Here is an 18,065-nt window from a genome sequence, read left to right on the forward strand (position 1 = left end):
CCTCGCAGGCTAACCGCTGCGCTCAATCAATTGACGAACCTTCGACGCGAGCATGTCGATGCTGAAGGGTTTGGCCAGCATGTCCATGTCCGGGCCGAGAAAGTCACCCCTTACTTCGGCATTCGGTGCGTACCCGGTGATGAACAGAACGTGCAACTCCGGTCGATGCTGGCGTGCCATTTCGGCTAGCTGGCGGCCATTGATGCCGGGCAGGCCTATGTCGCTGAGCAGCAGGTCGATGCGCTGATCGCTTTTCAGGAATGGCAAAGCGGTGTTGCCATCCACCGCCTCGAGGACGTTGTACCCGAGCTCCTGCAGTACCTCGACGACGAGCATGCGTACAGCGGCTTCGTCTTCTACCACCAGTATGGTTTCGTTGGCCTGGGCGCCGCTGATATCCGGGGACGTGCGGGGCTGCCCTTCGGGCTTATCCAGCTGAGTTTGGTTTCGCGGGAGGAACAGGGTGATCAGTGTGCCCTGTCCCGGTGTGCTGTCGATGCGCACGTGCCCACCGGTCTGCTTGACGAAGCCATAAACCATCGACAGGCCAAGGCCGGTGCCCTGGCCGATGGGTTTGGTGGTGAAGAACGGATCGAATGCTTTGGCCACGACCTCGGGCGGCATGCCCGAACCGTTATCGGCCACGCTGAGCGTGACGTATTCGCCGGGTTCTGGACCGTCAGGTTGGGAGGTGTTGATCTGCACGGAGCCGGTCTGAATGACCAGCCTGCCGCCTCCGCTCATGGCGTCGCGAGCGTTGATCACCAGATTGAGCAGGGCGTTCTCGAGCTGGTGGGCGTCGGTATAGGCCAGCCATGGATCTTTCTGGAGACGGGTGTCGAATTCGATGTGTTCGGCCATGGTGCGGCGCAACATGTCTTCCATCGACTCGACCAGCGCGTTCACGTCCACCGGTTGCGGGTCCAGCGACTGGCGCCGGGCAAAGGCCAGCAAACGATGAGTCAGCGCAGCGGCTCGGTTGGCCGAGCTTGCCGCGGCATCGACATAGCGTCCAAGATCGTTCACTCGACCGCTTTCGACGCGTCGTTGAATAAAATCGAGTGCGCCCAGTACTCCGGTCAACATGTTGTTGAAATCGTGGGCAATGCCACCTGTCAATTGCCCGATAGCTTCCATTTTTTGCGCATGGCGCAGGGTCTCTTCGGCACGTTCACGCTCGCCCATCTCCACATGCAGCAGATGGTTGATCTCGGCCAGTTCGCGGGTGCGCTCGGCTACCCGTCGCTCCAGATTGTCGTTTAGTTCGCGTAGGGCTTCTTCGGCGGCGACCTGGGCAGTGATGTCGGTATTGGTACCGAACCAGTGCGTGACCTGTCCGAAGTCATCGCGAATCGGGATAGCGCGGGCGAGGAACCAGCGGTACTTGCCGTCTTTGCCACGCAGCGGAAACGTCTCTTCCCAGATCGAACCGATCGCGACCGCACGCTTCATTGACGCGCTCACACGCTCGTGATGATCGGGGTGGTGAACTGATCGCCAGCCTAGGGCTCGCATGGCTTCCAGCGTGGTTCCGGTGTAGTCGTACCAGCGCTTGTTGTACCAATAGATGTGACCTGCCGGATCGGCCATCCAGGCAAACTGACTCATGTTGTCGGCCAGCGTGCGAAACTGCTCTTCGCTGGCGCGCAACGCGCTTTCGGCGCGCATTCGCTCGTCGGCTGTCCAGGCACGGTCAGCAACTTCCCGGATAAAGGAAATGTCCTCCTCAGCCCATTGCCGCGGCCGATCCTGCAGAAGAATCAATGCTGCGCTGAGAACGCCCTGTTCCTGCAGCGGTACGCATACGAGGCTTTGAATCCGCCGCAGACGCAGGCTCGCCGCCTGCGCGGCGGTACGCGGGTCATGGAGCACGTCATCGACCACCACCAGCTCATCGTTTTGCAGGTCATAGATGAAGTCGCCGTAGTCGGCAAAGCACATGCGTTCGTTGTAGTCACCGAGGGCGCCGTCGCTCCAGTAGCGCTCGACGGTGGCGTACTGCCCGCCCGGGTCGATCGACAAAAAGGCAGCGCGGGTAACGTGCAGCGTCGTGCCCAAAGCCCTCACGGCGGCGGTGACAATGGTGATGCTGTCCGGCTGTCCACGTAGCAGATCACCCAGCTCCATCAGCACCGACTGGCGCTGTTCGGTCAGTTGGCGTTCCTGTATTTGTTCTTCAAGCAAGGCGTTCATGCGCAACAGCTTCAGGGCAGCGTTGCGCTCAACAGTAATGTCGCGGGCGGTGCCGAGCAGCCGTATTTTCCCCTCGCCGTCTACCAGCCGACGGCCGCGGTTGGTCTGCCAGCGGAAGGAGTCGTTGCGCTCGTCATACACTCTGTACTCCAGGTTAAGCTCGCCGCCGCTGACACCATCGAGTGCATTGCGAAAGGCCTGCAGCAGCGTGTTCCGGTCGTCGGCGTGAACCCGCGCGAGGAATTGTTCTACCGTAAGCTCCGGCTCATTCGGCGCGATACCCGCAAGCGCTTTGATCTGCGCATCCCAGCGCAGGCAGTTGCCTTCAAAATCGTACTCCCAAACGCCAATGGCCGCGATTTCGTTGGCCAGGCTGACGCGCTGCTCGGCTTCCAGTAGGGCTTCGCGCGCACGGGCCCGGTCGGCTGCGGCGCGGATGCGTTCGGCCACTTCGCGCACCAGCGAAATGTCCGACTGGCTCCAGGGGCGAGGCTGCCGGCTGCCGAACAGCAGAAAGGCGCAATCGGCGGATTGCTCCAGCAGGGGTGCCAGCAACAGGCTGCGATAGCCAAGGTGCTCATGCAGTCCGCCGCAGTGGCCATCACAATCGGCTTCATCGAGCAGATCTGCGAATGGCACAACGAGGCCTTGCGACAGACGCAGGCGCAACGTCCCGGCACAGCCTCCAAGGGGATAGGAGGCCGACCTGAGCTTGTCTGGGGCCTGCGGCCAGCGCTGATCGATGATCAGGCCATCGCGCTCGTCTACGTGGCCTTGATAGATGCATTCGGCACCCATCAGTTGGGCAAGCCGATCGGCCATCATATCGGCCAACTCGATGCGACTACCGCTGTCCTGCAGGCGGTCGCTGAGTTCCAGCAAGTAGGACTGCTGCGCCTCCCCGCGGGTTCGTTCGCTGATATCCGTAAAGGTGCAAATCGCGCCTTGCAACACCTGGTCCCGGTACAGCGGGGCCACCCGGTATTCAACTGGTAGACTGCTCCCATCGATGCGATAGAACAGCTCATACTTGATGTGTGCTGACTCACCAGTACTCGCTGCTCGCTGGATTGGGCACTCCTCGATCGCATAGGGCGAGCCGTCCGGGTGGCTGTGGTGGATCAACGGATGCATCTGCCGACCCAGCACCTCTGCCTTGCTTGTGAACCCGAGCAGTTTGACGAATGCCTCGTTGCACAGGGTGACCGATCCCTTGGTGTCGATGGAGTAGAAGCCTTCGCTGGCTGCGTCCAGCAAGCTGCGGGTGAACGCCTCGCTTTCGAGCCGCTTGATTTCGGCCAGGCGTCGCTCATGAATGTCCTGCGCAACCAATACCCAGTGCAGCAGGCGGCAATCGCAATCGTAGACGGGGGCGCCGCTGCCCTGGAACCAGCGTGGACTGCCGTCGGCTGCCAACAGCGGCACTTCGAAACTGCCAGCCGCGCCGGATTTGAGAGCGCCTCTCCATTGCTTCAATACAGTGTCGCGGTGATCCGGTGCTATCGCCGATAGCCAGCCCATGCCCGCCGAAGCTTCGGGGCTCAGGCCAGTGAAGTCGCACCAGTAACGGTTGCAGAAGATCAACTGCCCGTCGGCATCGCACTGCCAGATGACCTGCGGGCTAAGGTCGACAAGCGCACGGTAACGTTCTTCGGCTTCGCGAATGGCTGCCTGCTCATGCAGGCGTTCGGTCAGGTCGCGCAAGATGTGCACGAACCCCAGATGCTGCCCCCGATCATCCTTGAGCGGCATCTGCACGCCGCTGGCCCAGAACCGACCTTCGCCCTTGCGCATCTGCCAGCGCTCGTTGATTACTGACCCATCCTGCGCCGCGGTGGCCATTTCCTTCTCGGGTATGCCGCGTACCTGGTCCTCTTCGACGAACAACAGCGATGAATGAGCGCCGATGACTTCATCTGACCCCCAGCCAAGGATGCGTTCGGCACCCTGGCTCCAGGTGGTAATCAACCCATTTGTGTCAGTGGTGAGGATGGCGTAGTCGACCGCGCTATCGATAATCTGCCGATTGCGCTCGTTGGCTTCTCTGCTGCGACGCAGCTCCAGCAGCGCCATGACCTGACGACCGAGGGCTTGCAGATGGGTGCGTTGCCGTTCCGACAGCTGCCGAGGTTGGCTGTCCAGAACGCACAGCGTACCCAGCGGCAGGCCATCGGCAGTACGTAGTACCGCGGCGGCATAGAAGCCGGTCTTGCCGCGCGTCAACGGCTCGTCTGCCAGGTTCTCGATTACCAGGGATTCAGCGTGGGTAATCGCACGGGCGCAAAGCGCTTCGTCGCGCGGTCGACTCTTTTCATCGATATTGACCGAGGCCTTGACCCACTGCCGGTCCCTATCGATGAACACGATGGCTGCACTCTTGGCAGCGCAAAGCTCCGCGGCGAGAAGTGCCAGATCGTCGAACGCCGCTTCGGGCGGCGTGTCCAGAATGCGATACCGAGCGAGTGCAGCCAGTCGGTCCGCTTCGGTCCAGGTCGGGTCTTCTTTATCGATGTTCAAATTCTGCTCGGCTGTCCATGGCGGCAAGTGTCGTCGCGAGTCCTGGAATCACGTCCGGGCTCTGTCAAAATGCAGCGCATCACAATTGCTTTCCTGCAACTGTAGTCGCTGCGCAAGATACCGGGGTCTGGACCTGGAGCAAGTAGACCTCGGTCTACGGGCAATCTGCCAGAGCCACCCGTCCGGCAGCGCTCACGACGGGCGGCAAGATCGCGATGACGTAAAAATCGACGCCCTCACCTGGGCGTCTGATCCAGGCTATTTCTGCTCGCTTTGAGGCGTGACCCTGAGCACTTCCTCCAGGGTCGTGAGTCCTGCGGCAATTTTCTGCGCGCCGGAGAGGCGCAAGCTGTGCATGCCGTCTTTGAAGGCCTGGCGGCGCAGGGCGATGAGGTCGGTGTCGGCTGTGATGAATGGCTTGATTGCGTCGTTCAGCAACATGATCTCGTAGACGCCTGCACGGCCACGGTAGCCGGTATCGCGACATTCGATGCAGCCAACCGCCCGATGCGCATTGTTTGGCAGCGGCGCGTTCCAGGGCTTGGTCAGCGCCTGCCAGTCATCTGTATCCAGCTGTACCGGCGCCTTGCAATGCGGGCACAAGGTACGCACCAGGCGCTGTGCCATGACGCCCAGCAGCGTGGCCCTTAGCAGATAATGCGGTACGCCCAGCTCCAGTAATCGGGTGATGGCGGATGGCGCATCGTTGGTATGCAAGGTCGAGAGCACGAGATGCCCGGTGAGCGCCGCCTGGATGGCCATTTCCGCCGTTTCCAAATCGCGAATCTCGCCGACCATGATGATGTCCGGATCCTGACGCATCAGGGCACGCACGCCGCTGGCGAAGGTCAGGTCGATGTTGTGTTGCACCTGCATCTGGTTGAAGGCGCCCTCGATCATCTCGATCGGGTCTTCGATGGTGCAGACGTTCACTTCCGGCGTAGCCAGCTGTTTGAGCGTGGTGTACAGCGTGGTGGTCTTGCCAGAGCCGGTGGGGCCAGTGACCAGGATGATGCCGTTGGGCTGGCCGGTCATGCTCTGCCAACGACGCAGGTCTTCGGCGGAGAAGCCCAACTGATCGAACCCCTTGAGCAGCACTTCCGGATCGAAGATTCGCATTACCATCTTCTCGCCGAATGCGGTCGGCAAGGTCGACAGGCGCAGCTCCACCTCGCCGCCATCCGGTGTCTTGGTCTTGACCCGGCCGTCCTGCGGCTTGCGCTTTTCGGCAACGTTCATTCGCCCCAGGGTTTTCAGCCGGCTGACCACCGCCATCGCCACCTGCGGCGGGAACTGGTAGACGTTGTGCAGCACGCCATCGATGCGGAAGCGCACGCTGCCCTGCTCGCGGCGAGGCTCGATGTGGATGTCGCTGGCACGCTGGTCGAAGGCGTACTGAAACAGCCAGTCGACGATGTTGATGATGTGCGAATCGTTGGCATCCGGCTCCTGATCACTGGCGCCAAGATTGAGCAATTGTTCGAAATTACCCGTGCCGCTGACTTTTTGATCGGTTGCGGTGGCGCCGCTGACAGACTTGGCCAGGCGGTAGAACTCGACGGTGAAGCGCTGCAAGTCGACGGGGTTGGCCACCACTCGCTTGATCGGTCGTTGAAGCACATGAGTGAGGTTGGCTTCCCAGCTCTTCACGAAGGGCTGGCTGCTGGCGATGGTCACCGCTGAACTGTCGGCCGCCACGGCGAGAATCTTGTGCCGCTGGGCAAACGCATAGGACATCAAGGGTGTAACCGCCGCGACATTGATCTTCAACGGGTCGATGCGCAGGTAGGGCTGCCCGGCCTGTTCAGCGAGCCAGACGGTGAGGGTTTCGAGATCCAGCTTCTTGCCAGGCCGCGCCAGGTCGTCCAGCTGCTGTGCGCCAAGGAACTCCAGCGGGTGTTGCTGGCTGCTGGTTGAACTGCGTCGCAGGGTCATGCATTGCTCGGCCGTTTCCTGCGACAGCCGTCCCTGGGCGACCAAATCACGCAGCAGGTCATTGAGGTCGAGAAAGCGATCCTGGGCGGGCGAGTTCAACACAGACATGGGGCACTTCGGTCTTGGCAGCGACAAAGGTCAAGCTTGCCCATAAAAGTGCACCCTGTCTGCTGCAGGTTTCAACTTTGCGGCACTGTTGGTGTGCTGCTGATGGGTGGCGGGCTGCCAGCGCTTCGAGCGGAGCTCGTAGGCTAGATGTCTTCTTACGTTCACCGAGACGTTGCAGGTGGATCGGTATGGCGCGACCCACCTACGTTGGCTGCAGCCTACTTGAGCAGCTGCTTCCAGGGCTTGAGCGTCCAGACCAAGCGGGCCTGCTCAACCCGCGCTTCGAGCAGTTCGTCGTTCAGCGGCTGTCCGGCCAGTTCGTAGAGCTTGGCCAGTTCTCCGTAAAGTCGATCGGCTTCCGGCAGGTCCAGCGTGCCGCGTGCCAGATGCAGCCAGACGAGCATCCGCTCCATGCGCGGCCGCTGCTCGGCAAGGTCTTCAGGCTTTTGCTGGTAACGCAACAGCTGGAGTGCGTCGGCTTCCTCGCTCAGCAGGCGTGGCAGCCAGTTACCCAGCTCGGCTGCACCCTGACGGTTGCCGCGATTGTTACGGTTGGCCGTCCAGCCGCGTTGCAGCAGCCAGACTGAAGCTTTCAGCGAGAACTGACCCCAGCGTGGCTTGGCCAATTCTGCAGCGAACTGCTCGGGCGCTGCCTGGCGAACGCTTTCGTCATTGCGGCCGGCCTCGACCCGTGGACGCCAGTCGTGAATCAGTGCATCGAGTCGCTCGCGCAGCTCGCGGCTGGTGGCGCGCGGTGCCGCCTGACCGACGCTGCCAAGCAGGGCGCGCAGTTCGGTCAAGTGCTGCAACCAATCGCCAAGCAGCTTCCAGTGCCCATTGAAGCGGTACTGCTCGGCCAGTCGCTGGCTGTTGCCCAGCAGCTGCCAGGCCAGCGCAGGGAAGGCCTCGTCCAACGGCATGGTCGCTTCAAGCTGCGGTGCTGGCAGGCTCAAGGAATAGCTCTCGGCGTCATGGAGGCGGTAGCCGCGCTCAGCCTTGCTGATGTCGCAGGGCATCAGCGCGAGATCACCAGCCAGCTCGGTGGCCAGCTCCAACAGTGCTTCGGGGTCGCCCTGACGCAGCTCCAGCTCCAGCTCGCAGATTTCCTCGCTCTGCTTGCCGGCCACGACACTGCCCAGATCCAGTGCCGCCTCGAGCACTACCTTGGCCTTGCCGCGGCCCCAGGCGATCTCAGCCTTCTCCCGAACGAAATTGGTCGTAAAGATCGGCTTCAAGGTTTTCTTGTCCAGCTCGGCGAGGCTCGCCGGCCAGCAGTCATCAGCGAGTTTTTTCAGGTCGAGCTTGGCCTTGTCCAGCGTCCACTCCCACTCGTTGCGTTCGGACAGCCCAGCCACGCTTCGGCCGCGGCTCTTGAGCGTCTGGATGAACTGATCGCCGTCGCGGCGCAGGCGCAGTGCGACTTTGGCTTGCGCCAGCTCGCGTTCCGGCGTGTCGTAGTACTGGTTGAACAATTCGTGTCGCTGCCAGCCGCTCTTGCTGCGCTTCTTGAGCAGTGGGTGCTCGCGCAGGGCTATCAGGGTTTCAGGACTGACGCGCAGTTTGATTTCGGTTTCTTTCTGCATAGTGCCGGGAGAGTGCCTATAGTAAAAATATTTCAGCTTGATGACGTGCGGTAGCGGTCTCTGGGGGCCGTCCGTATACTTGCCGCCTTCTGAAGCCGGGGTGTTCCCTATGCCAATCAATCCTTTCGTCAGCCTGTTCGGCCGCTCGCCAATTGGTCCGATGCAGCAGCACATGGCGAAATCCCACGAATGTGCCGCCAACCTGGTACCGCTGTTCCAGGCGATCACGGCAGAAGACTGGGAACGGGTCGAGCAGATCCAGAAAGAGATGGCCCGACTGGAAAACGAGGCCGACAAGCTCAAGAAGAGCGTCCGTCAGCACCTGCCCAAAAGCCTGTTTCTGCCGGTTCCGCGCTCGGATCTGCTGGAACTGCTGAGTGTACAGGACAAAATCGCGAACCGCGCCAAGGACATCGCCGGGCTGATGCTGGGTCGTTGCATGACCATTCCGCAGGCCCTGCAGCCGGAAATGATGGCCTTCGTGCAGCGGAGTGTCGACGCCAGCTGCCAGGCACTGAAGGCACTCAAGGAACTGGATTCGCTGCTTGAAACCGGTTTCGCCGGCCGCGAAGCCACACTGGTTGAAAAAATGGTCGAAGAGCTCGAGGAAATCGAGCGTGAAACCGACCGCATGCAGATCACGGTGCGCCGTGCACTGTTCAAGCTGGAAAAGGAATTGCCTCCAGTTGACGTGATGTTCCTCTACAAGATCATCGAATGGATCGGTGACGTAGCTGACCGTGCCGAGCGTGTCGGCAACCGTCTGGAACAACTGCTGGCGCGCTAGGCGCCAGCATCCTTTCTGGGTTCAACAGGTAAATCTTTATGTCTTTTATCGCGGAATACGGCTTCGTACTCCTGATCCTTGCGTGCGCCTTCGGTTTCTTCATGGCCTGGGGCGTGGGTGCCAACGACGTGGCAAACGCCATGGGCACTTCGGTCGGCTCGCGTGCGCTGACCATCAAGCAGGCCATTATCGTGGCCATGATCTTCGAGTTCTGCGGCGCCTACCTTGCCGGCGGCGAAGTCACCGAGACCATCAAGAATGGCATTGTCGATGCCGAACTCATTTCGCCTGACCTGATGGTGCTGGGCATGATGTCCGCGCTGCTGGCGGCGGGCACCTGGCTGCTGGTCGCCACCACGAGGGGCTGGCCTGTATCCACCACCCATTCGATCATCGGTGCGGTGATCGGCTTTGCTGCGGTGGGCGTATCCGTCGACGCTGTGCATTGGGATGCGATCGGGCCGATCGTAGCCAGCTGGGTGGTCACGCCCATGCTCTCGGGCATCGTCGCCTTCGGCCTGTTCATCAGCGTGCAAAAGCTGATCATCAATACCGACGAGCCGTTCCTCAACGCGAAACGGTTCGTGCCGCTGTACATGTTCCTGACGGGTTTCATGGTCGCCTTGATGACCGTTACCAAAGGGTTGAAGCACGTTGGCCTGTCGCTGACCAGCAGCCAGGGCATCCTGTTGGCCTTTGCCATTGGCGTTCTGGTGGCGTTGGTTGGTGTTGCGCTGTTATCGCGCATCAAAGTCGACGAAGAGGCCGACCGGACTTTCCACTACGCCAGCGTCGAAAAAGTCTTTGCGGTGCTGATGATCTTCACAGCCTGCGCAATGGCGTTCGCCCACGGTGCCAACGATGTCGCCAACGCCGTTGGTCCGCTGGCGGCCGTGGTCGGCGTGATCCAGTCCGGCGGTGCGGCCGAGATCGCAGCCAAATCGGCCGTGCCGGGCTGGGTGTTGCTGCTGGGCGCCGTCGGCATCGTTATCGGACTGGCGACCTACGGCTACAAGGTCATCGCCACCATTGGTAAGGAGATCACCGAGCTGACCCCCAGCCGTGGCTTCGCCGCAGAACTGGCAACCGCGACCACGGTGGTTGGCGCTTCCGCCATCGGCCTGCCGGTGTCGACCACCCATACGTTGGTCGGCGCTGTACTCGGCATCGGCATCGCGCGTGGCATCGGCGCACTGAACCTCGGCGTGGTGGGTTCGATCTTCATGTCCTGGCTGATTACCCTGCCGGCCGGCGCGATTCTCTCGATCATCTTCTTCACCATTCTGCAGGCGATTTTCGTCTGATCCGATCCGTCACCGCAGTTTTTACCTCATCGGTAAAGCTGCGGCGGCGCGTTTCATGTTTCACTGGGGCCTTCTCAACTGTCTTTCAGGAGGTCGCCCGTGCCCATTCCCTCGCTCAAAGACCAGTTCGCCGCGCTGATTGCAGCCCCGTCGGTGAGTTGCACCCAGGCGCATTGGGATCAGACCAATCGCCCTGTGATCGACCTGCTGGCCGGCTGGTTGGGCGATCTTGGCTTCGCCTGCGAAGTGCAGGAGATCACGCCCGGCAAGTTCAACCTGCTCGCCACCTACGGCAGCGGGCCTGGAGGACTGGTCTTGGCCGGGCACAGCGATACCGTCCCCTTCGACGCTGAGCTCTGGACGGCCGAGCCGCTGCGGCTGCGCGAGGCGGACGGTCGATGGTACGGCCTTGGCAGCTGCGACATGAAAGGTTTCTTCGCGCTGATCATCGAGGCGGTCCTGCCCTTGCTCGAGCAACCGTTCCGCCAGCCGCTGCTGATTCTCGCCACCTGTGACGAAGAAAGCTCCATGTCCGGCGCCCGTGCACTGGCAGATGCCGGGCGGCCACTGGGCCGGGCGGCGGTGATCGGCGAGCCGACAGGGCTGCGCCCCGTGCGTTTGCACAAGGGCATCATGATGGAAGGCATCGAAATTCATGGGCAGAGCGGGCACTCCTCCAACCCGGCCTACGGTCACAGCGCACTGGAGGCGATGCATGACGTCATGGGCGAGCTGATGAACCTGCGCCGCGAATGGGAGGAGCACTATGACAACCCGCTGTTCGACGTGCCGCAGCCAACCCTGAACCTCGGCTGTATTCATGGCGGCGACAACCCCAACCGTATTTGCGGCCAGTGTTCGCTCGAGTACGATCTGCGGCCGTTGCCGGGGATGGAGCCCGAGCAGCTGCGCGACGCAATCGCGGGGCGGCTGCGACCAGTGGCTGACAGACATCAGGTCAAGATCGACCTGGCGCCGTTGTTCCCCAGCGTCCCGGCCTTCGATCAACCCGCTGAGGCTGAGCTGGTGAAGCTGGCCGAGCGGCTCACTGGGCACGCCGCTGAGGCGGTAGCCTTTGCTACCGAAGCGCCTTATCTTCAGCAGCTTGGCTGCGAGACGCTGGTGCTCGGCCCAGGCGATATCGCCTGTGCGCACCAGCCGGACGAGTATCTGGATCTGGATCGGATCGAACCCACTGTGAGGCTGTTGCGCGGGATGATCGAACACTATTGCCTGCAATCAGGTCGAGGGTAGGAGCAGGCCTGGCGATCTGATCGCAGCGTGTACCTGCTCCTGCACCCCTACTCGAACCGACTTCCTGACCTGGACAAGCTGTTACTGAAGGCTTTTGCAATGCACAACTACGTCACCTGGCTTCGCGACTCATCGCCCTATATCAATTCGCATCGTGACCGGACCTTTGTCGTCATGCTGCCTGGCGATGGGCTCGAACACCCCAACTTCGCCAATATCGTCCATGACCTCGTGCTGCTGCACAGCCTGGGTGTGCGCTTGGTGCTGGCGTTCGGCTCGCGACCGCAGATCGAGGCGCGGCTGGCCGAGCGGGGAATCCAGCCCCGTTTCCACCGTGACCTGCGCATCACCGACACGGCCACCTTGGACTGTGTGATAGATGCCGTCGGCCATATGCGCATCGCCCTGGAAGCCCGGCTCTCGATGGACATGGCGGCCTCGCCGATGCAGGGCGCGCGGCTGCGTGTGGCCAGCGGCAACTTCATCACGGCACGGCCCATCGGCGTTCACGATGGTGTTGATTACCAGCACACCGGTGAAGTGCGCCGCGTAGACCGCAAGGGCATCGGCCGGTTGCTGGACGAGCGCACTATCGTGCTGTTGTCCCCACTGGGTTATTCCCCGACCGGTGAGATTTTCAACATCGCTTGCGAAGACATCGCCACCCGCGCCGCCATCGATCTGGAGGCTGACAAGCTGGTGCTCTATGGGTCCGAGCGCGGGCTACGCGATGAAAGCGGCAAGCTGGTGCGCGAGCTGCGCCCGCCGCAAATCCCGGCATATGTGGAACGCCTCGCCGGAACCTACCAGGCCGAGCTGCTTGATGCTGCGGCCCAGGCCTGCAAGGGCGGCGTGCGCCGCAGCCACGTGATCAGCTATGCCGAGGACGGTTCGCTACTCAACGAGCTGTTTACCCGCGATGGCGGCGACGGCACCCTGGTGACACAGGAGCAGTTCGAGCAACTGCGCGAGGCGACCATCGAGGACGTCGGCGGGCTGATCGATCTGATTACGCCATTGGAAGAGCAGGGCATCCTGGTGCGCCGCTCCCGCGAAGTGCTGGAGCGGGAAGTGGAGCAGTTCAGCATCGTCGAGCGGGACGGTCTGATCATCGCCTGCGCAGCGCTTTACCCGATCGCCGATTCCGATTCCGGTGAGCTGGCCTGCCTGGCGGTGAACCCGGAGTACCGCCACGGTGGCCGAGGTGACGAGTTGCTCGAACGTATCGAGGCGCGTGCTAGGGCGTTGGGTCTGAAAACCCTGTTCGTGCTCACCACCCGCACGGCGCACTGGTTCCGGGAACGCGGCTTCGAGCCTAGCGGGGTCGAGCGCCTACCGGCTGCGCGGGCCTCGCTATACAATTTTCAGCGCAATTCGAAGATATTCGAAAAAGCCTTGTGATTGGGAGGCGGTGTAGCACCGCCTCGATTCAATCCGGCGTCGCGTAAGGGCCCGTTGAACGGACGTCGATAGCATCGCCTGACAGGTGAATCGCGGGTTCCTGAAGCAGCCCGTCAATTTGCAGAATCAGACCTATCAGCAGGGCAATGGTGATGGCGGTGGTCAGGCTACCCTTCCGGGCGGATACCAACAGATCAAGCAGGGACATGCGTGCACCTCTCTTCTTCTTGTTCTTGAGGCTCCGGCGCGCAGTATTGGCGCGCTGAAGACAAGCATTGGAACCCTGAGAAGGAGGGAAAATTCATATCCGGTCGCAGCGTCGCCAGCGTACCGCTCTGGCTCGCGGCCTGGAGCGGTGCGCTGCGCGATCTGTCGCGCTTATGGCGCGCTGAGACTTGTGAGGCTGCGTTGATAGTCTGCGACGAAGCTGTCGAAGTCCTGATTGTCCGCCGCTTCCATCTCTGCTTGTTGCGCCAGCGAACTGCTTGCCGCTTCGTCGAACCAGGCCATGTCGGCATCGGAAAGCGTACGGCTACGGAAGTCTTGGGCGTGTCGGCGGGTCTGGCGCAGCGCGAACTGGCTGAAGCTTTCGCCGTTGCGCTGCAGTTCTTCAAGAACGCGGGCCGAAGGCGTCAGGCTGCTGTCGGCTACCTTGGCCTGCTGCTCGGCAATGGCGCGGGCGTGCTCATCGCCACCATGGCTGCGGTCCAGCAGGTCGGCAACCTGACCTATCTGGTCGATCAGCTCGCTCGCCCACTGTTGCAGGCCGACATCCTCACCGCAGCGGCGTAGCGCCAGCCCGGGCTTGCGTCCTTCCTTGACGACCTTGAGAAAGTTGTCGCTGCTGGCTCGGCATTCGCCCTCGACCAGGCATGGGCTCTCCTGCAACGTGCAGAACAGCAGGAAGGCGTCGAGGAAACGCGTTTCGGTGACGTCTATGCCCAGCGGCAGGAAGGGGTTGATGTCCAGGCAGCGAACTTCAATGTACTGAATACCGCGCGCGCGCAGTGCATGCAACGGGCGTTCGCCGGTGCCGGTCACTCGCTTGGGGCGGATGTTCGAGTAGTACTCGTTTTCAATTTGCAGGACATTGGTGTTCAGTTGCTGCCAGTTGCCGTCTGCATCCTTGACGCCCATAGCCTCGTAGTCGGGGTAGGGTGTAGACACCGCCTTGTGCAGGCTGGTGGTGTAACTCGGCAGGTCGTCATAACACGGCGTGAGGCCGGCCTGGGCATTGCTCTGATAGCCAACATCGCTCATGCGCAGGCTGGTGGCATAGGGCAGATACAGGGTGTCCTCGTCGAGTTGCTCGAGCTGATGCGAGCGGCCACGCATGAAGCTCATGTCCAGTGCCGGCGAGGCGCCGAACAGGTACATCAGCAGCCAGCTGTAGCGGCGGAAGTTGCGAATCAACGCAATGTAGCGCCAGGACTGGTAGTCCTGCGCCGAGCGCGGGTCTCCCTCGTCGGCCTGCAGCGTGGCCCACAGCGCCTCGGGCAGCGAGAAGTTGTAATGGATTCCGGCAATGCATTGCATCGTCTTGCCGTAACGCAGCGCCAGACCCTGGCGATAGACGTATTTCAATCGGCCAATGTTCGAACTGCCATACTCGGCGATTGGGATCTGCGCCTCGTCCGGCAGGTGGCCTGGCATCGACGGGCTCCAGAGAAACTCGCTGTCCAGCTTGCTATAGGTATAGCGGTGGATGGCGTCGAGCTCGGCCAGTGTCTTGGCCGGGTCGGTTTCGGTGCCGGTGATGAATTCCAATAGCGCTTCGGAATAGTCCGTGGTGATCTTCGGATGGGTGAGTGCTGAACCCAGCGCGCGCGGGTGCGGCGTTAGCGCCAGCTGGCCATCGTGATCGACACGCAGGCATTCACGCTCGATCCCATGCAGGCATTGCGAGAGCAGCGACAGGTTGTGGTGCTCGGCCAGCAGCGCCAGGCGGTGGGAGAGAAGATCGCTCAATTGGGAATTCCTTCACGCGTCAGTCGGCACAATATGGGGGTGGATTGCACGCTCTACAAGAGGCCGTCAGCGTTGGACCGCACACCGCTGCAGAGCGTTTCCAGCCGACCTGGGGCTGCGGCTCGATGACTCAGATGACCGAAAAGGTCGCCTGGGCCTTGGCCACCAGCTTCTCGCCCTGGTGCACTTCGGCTTCGATGACCTGGGTACGCCGACCTCCATGCACCACCCAGGCTCGGCAGGTCAGTCCGCCTTCGGTTACCGGGCGGATGTAGTTGACCTTGCACTCAAGCGTGACGCTGTTCGGTTCGCCGCCGTTGAGGCTATGGCTGGCCTGGCCCATGGCCGTGTCGATCAGCGAGAACAGGGCACCGCCGTGCAATTTGCCGTGTAGATTGCGCAAGCCGTCGTGCATCTCCAGCCGCAACGAGGCTTCACCCTTCTCGGCTTTCAAGATCTCCAGGCCCAACAGGCGCCCGAAGGCGCTGCTGCTTCCCACTGCTTCGACTTCGCGCACCGCTATTTCCTCAGGGTTTTGGCGTTCGCGAACAGCGCGGCCATGGCATTGTTCGCCGGTGCCGGCTTGGCCTCCGGCTTGCTCGGCTTACGCTCGCCACGTGCCTGTCCACCACGGTTGTTGCCGCCGCCACGCATGTTGTCGGCCTTGTCCCCAGGGGTGTCGCTCATGCGCATGGACAGGCCGACGCGCTGGCGGGGGATGTCGACTTCCATGACCTTCACCTTGACGATGTCGCCGGCCTTGACCACTTCGTAAGGATCTTTGACGAATTTCTCCGATAGCGCGGAGATATGCACGAGGCCGTCTTGGTGCACGCCGATATCGACGAAGGCGCCGAAGTTGGTCACGTTGGTTACCACGCCTTCAAGCACCATGCCGGGTTGCAGGTCGCTGAGCTTCTCCACGCCTTCCTGGAACTCGGCGGTCTTAAATTCGGGGCGCGGGTCGCGGCCGGGCTTTTCCAGTTCCTGAAGAATGTCGCTGACAGTTACCAAACCGAAGGTTTCATCGGTGAACTGCTTCGGGTCCAGACGCTTGAGAAATGCCGAGTCGCCGATCAGCGAGCGAATATCGCGACCGGTGTCGGTGGCAATGCGCGTGACCAGCGGATAGGTCTCAGGATGCACAGCAGAGGCGTCGAGCGGGTTGTCGCCATTCATGACACGTAAGAAGCCTGCGGCCTGCTCGAAGGTTTTGTCACCGAGGCGGGGCACCTTCTTGAGTTCACTGCGCGTCTTGAACGCACCGTTGGCATCACGGTAGGCGACGATGTTCTGCGCCAGGGTGGTGTTCAGGCCGGAAATCCTCGCCAGCAGGGCCACCGAGGCGGTGTTCACGTCGACACCGACGGCGTTTACGCAATCCTCGACCACCGCATCCAGCGAGCGCGCCAGCTTGAGCTGGGACACGTCGTGCTGGTACTGGCCAACGCCGATGGCCTTGGGCTCGATCTTCACCAGCTCGGCCAGCGGGTCCTGCAGGCGACGGGCGATGGACACCGCGCCGCGGATAGAAACGTCCAGATCCGGGAACTCCTTTGCGGCCAGTTCCGAAGCCGAATACACCGAAGCGCCCGCCTCACTGACCATCACTTTGGTCAGCTTAAGGCCTGGCACCTGCTTGATCAGGTCGGCGGCAAGCTTGTCGGTTTCACGGCTTGCTGTCCCGTTGCCGATGGCGATCAGATCTACCGCATGCTTGGCGCAGAGTTTGGCCAGCACGGCCAGGGTGCCGTCCCAGTCATTACGCGGTGCGTGCGGATAGACGGTAGCCGTGTCCAGCAGCTTGCCGGTGGCATCGACCACCGCCACCTTGCAGCCGGTGCGCAAGCCTGGGTCGAGCCCGAGGGTGGCCCGAGGGCCGGCTGGCGCGGCCAGCAGTAGATCATGCATGTTGCGTGCGAACACGCCGATGGCGTCGTCCTCGGCTTTGTCTCGCAATTCGCCGAGCAGGTCGGTTTCCAAATGGGTGTAGAGCTTGACCTTCCAGGTCCAGCGCACCACTTCGCTTAGCCATTTGTCAGCCGGGCGTCCGCGATTGGCGATCCCGAAACGCTCGCCAATCATCACTTCGCCCGGATGCATGGTGCCTGGCGCTTCGTCGCCTACCTTCAGGCTCACGCTCAGCACGCCTTCGTTGCGCCCGCGGAAGATTGCCAGGGCACGATGCGACGGGACGCTCTTGAGCGGCTCGTCATGCTCGAAGTAGTCGCTGAACTTGGCGCCGTCGTTCTCCTTGCCGAGTACTACGCGCGCGCTGAGGGTAGCGTTGTGGGTCAGGAAGTCGCGCAGCTTGGCCAACAGGTTGGCGTCCTCCGCGAAGCGCTCCATGAGAATGTATTTGGCGCCTTCGAGCACGGCTTTTACATCGGCGAAGCCTTTTTCCGAATCGATGAAACGTGCGGCTTCGGTTTCGGGGTTGAGCTCGGGATCATCGAAAATCGCGTCAGCCAGTTCGCCAAGGCCGGCTTCCAGGGCGATCTGGCCCTTTGTACGGCGCTTCTGCTTGTAGGGGAGGTAGAGATCTTCCAGGCGGGTTTTGGTGTCGGCGAGATCGATCTCGCGTTTCAGTTCGGGCGTCAGCTTGCCCTGCTCTTCGATGCTGGCCAGGATCGAGGCGCGGCGGTCGTCCAGCTCGCGCAGGTAGCGCAGGCGCTCTTCAAGCAAACGCAGCTGGGTATCGTCCAGGCTGCCGGTGACTTCCTTGCGGTAACGGGCGATGAAGGGCACGGTGGAGCCTTCGTCGAGCAGCGCCACCGTGGCGGCAACCTGTTGCGGGCGAACGCCCAGTTCAGCGGCGAGGCGGGAATTGATGCTGTCCATGAAGCTACCTGGGTTTGTCCAAAGCATGCAGGGGAACCTGCGCGAAGGGGCGGGATTAAAACAGCGGCGGACTGCCAGCGGCAAGCGTCAGGCGCCGTACGACATTCGCGATAACTACCCGAGCACGAAAAATCTGCTAACAATGGGTTCAGTTGCGCTGTCATCAGTGTGCGC

11 protein-coding genes are annotated in these 18,065 nt (G+C 61.8%); 4 read left to right on the forward strand and 7 right to left on the reverse strand.

Annotation, left to right across the window (positions count from 1 at the left end; all coding sequences use genetic code 11):
• Positions 1 to 9: 9 nt before the first annotated feature.
• From JQR87_RS00740 to JQR87_RS00750, 3 genes are all read right to left on the reverse strand, one after another.
• On the reverse strand, positions 10 to 4,710 hold the full coding sequence (locus tag JQR87_RS00740; protein ID WP_407293619.1) for a PAS domain S-box protein: 4,701 nt from the start codon (positions 4,708 to 4,710) through the stop codon (positions 10 to 12).
• A gap of 258 nt (positions 4,711 to 4,968) precedes the next feature.
• Positions 4,969 to 6,753, reverse strand: a complete 1,785-nt coding sequence (locus JQR87_RS00745; protein ID WP_407293617.1) for a GspE/PulE family protein — start codon at positions 6,751 to 6,753, stop codon at positions 4,969 to 4,971.
• Positions 6,754 to 6,971: 218 nt separating this feature from the next.
• On the reverse strand, positions 6,972 to 8,336 hold the full coding sequence (locus tag JQR87_RS00750) for an inorganic triphosphatase (RefSeq protein ID WP_407293615.1): 1,365 nt from the start codon (positions 8,334 to 8,336) through the stop codon (positions 6,972 to 6,974).
• 109 nt (positions 8,337 to 8,445) lie between these two features.
• Here JQR87_RS00750 and JQR87_RS00755 point away from each other — a divergent pair, with 109 nt between their 5' ends.
• From JQR87_RS00755 to argA, 4 genes are all read left to right on the forward strand, one after another.
• A complete protein-coding gene (locus tag JQR87_RS00755) occupies positions 8,446 to 9,123 on the forward strand; it encodes a TIGR00153 family protein (RefSeq protein WP_407293613.1) in 678 nt (225 codons plus the stop codon).
• A gap of 38 nt (positions 9,124 to 9,161) precedes the next feature.
• The gene (locus JQR87_RS00760; RefSeq protein ID WP_407293611.1) at positions 9,162 to 10,427 is read left to right on the forward strand and encodes an inorganic phosphate transporter; all 1,266 of its coding nucleotides are present in this window, start codon (positions 9,162 to 9,164) and stop codon (positions 10,425 to 10,427) included.
• A 99-nt stretch (positions 10,428 to 10,526) separates the two neighbouring features.
• Complete coding sequence (gene argE / locus JQR87_RS00765) at positions 10,527 to 11,681, forward strand: acetylornithine deacetylase (protein ID WP_407293610.1); 1,155 nt, start codon at positions 10,527 to 10,529, stop codon at positions 11,679 to 11,681.
• Between the two features lie 99 nt (positions 11,682 to 11,780).
• Positions 11,781 to 13,082, forward strand: coding sequence for an amino-acid N-acetyltransferase (gene argA / locus JQR87_RS00770; protein WP_407293607.1), 1,302 nt, complete (start codon positions 11,781 to 11,783; stop codon positions 13,080 to 13,082).
• Between the two features lie 28 nt (positions 13,083 to 13,110).
• Here argA and JQR87_RS00775 read toward each other — a convergent pair whose 3' ends face one another.
• The 4 genes from JQR87_RS00775 to JQR87_RS00790 all read right to left on the reverse strand — a co-directional run bounded on the left by JQR87_RS00775 (position 13,111) and on the right by JQR87_RS00790 (position 17,891).
• Positions 13,111 to 13,290, reverse strand: a complete 180-nt coding sequence (locus JQR87_RS00775) for a hypothetical protein (RefSeq protein ID WP_407293605.1) — start codon at positions 13,288 to 13,290, stop codon at positions 13,111 to 13,113.
• Positions 13,291 to 13,460: 170 nt separating this feature from the next.
• Positions 13,461 to 15,050 carry a glutamate--cysteine ligase gene (gene gshA / locus JQR87_RS00780; RefSeq protein ID WP_407293604.1) on the reverse strand — a complete coding sequence of 530 codons (1,590 nt, stop codon included), beginning with the start codon at positions 15,048 to 15,050 and terminating at the stop codon, positions 13,461 to 13,463.
• A gap of 130 nt (positions 15,051 to 15,180) precedes the next feature.
• Complete coding sequence (locus tag JQR87_RS00785) at positions 15,181 to 15,567, reverse strand: PaaI family thioesterase (protein WP_407293601.1); 387 nt, start codon at positions 15,565 to 15,567, stop codon at positions 15,181 to 15,183.
• 2 nt (positions 15,568 to 15,569) lie between these two features.
• Positions 15,570 to 17,891, reverse strand: coding sequence for a Tex family protein (locus tag JQR87_RS00790; protein WP_407293599.1), 2,322 nt, complete (start codon positions 17,889 to 17,891; stop codon positions 15,570 to 15,572).
• Between the last annotated feature and the right edge of the window lie 174 nt (positions 17,892 to 18,065).

Origin of the sequence: Stutzerimonas stutzeri (assembly GCF_051028275.1) — a bacterium.
Classification (GTDB): Bacteria; Pseudomonadota; Gammaproteobacteria; order Pseudomonadales; family Pseudomonadaceae; genus Stutzerimonas; species Stutzerimonas stutzeri_AS.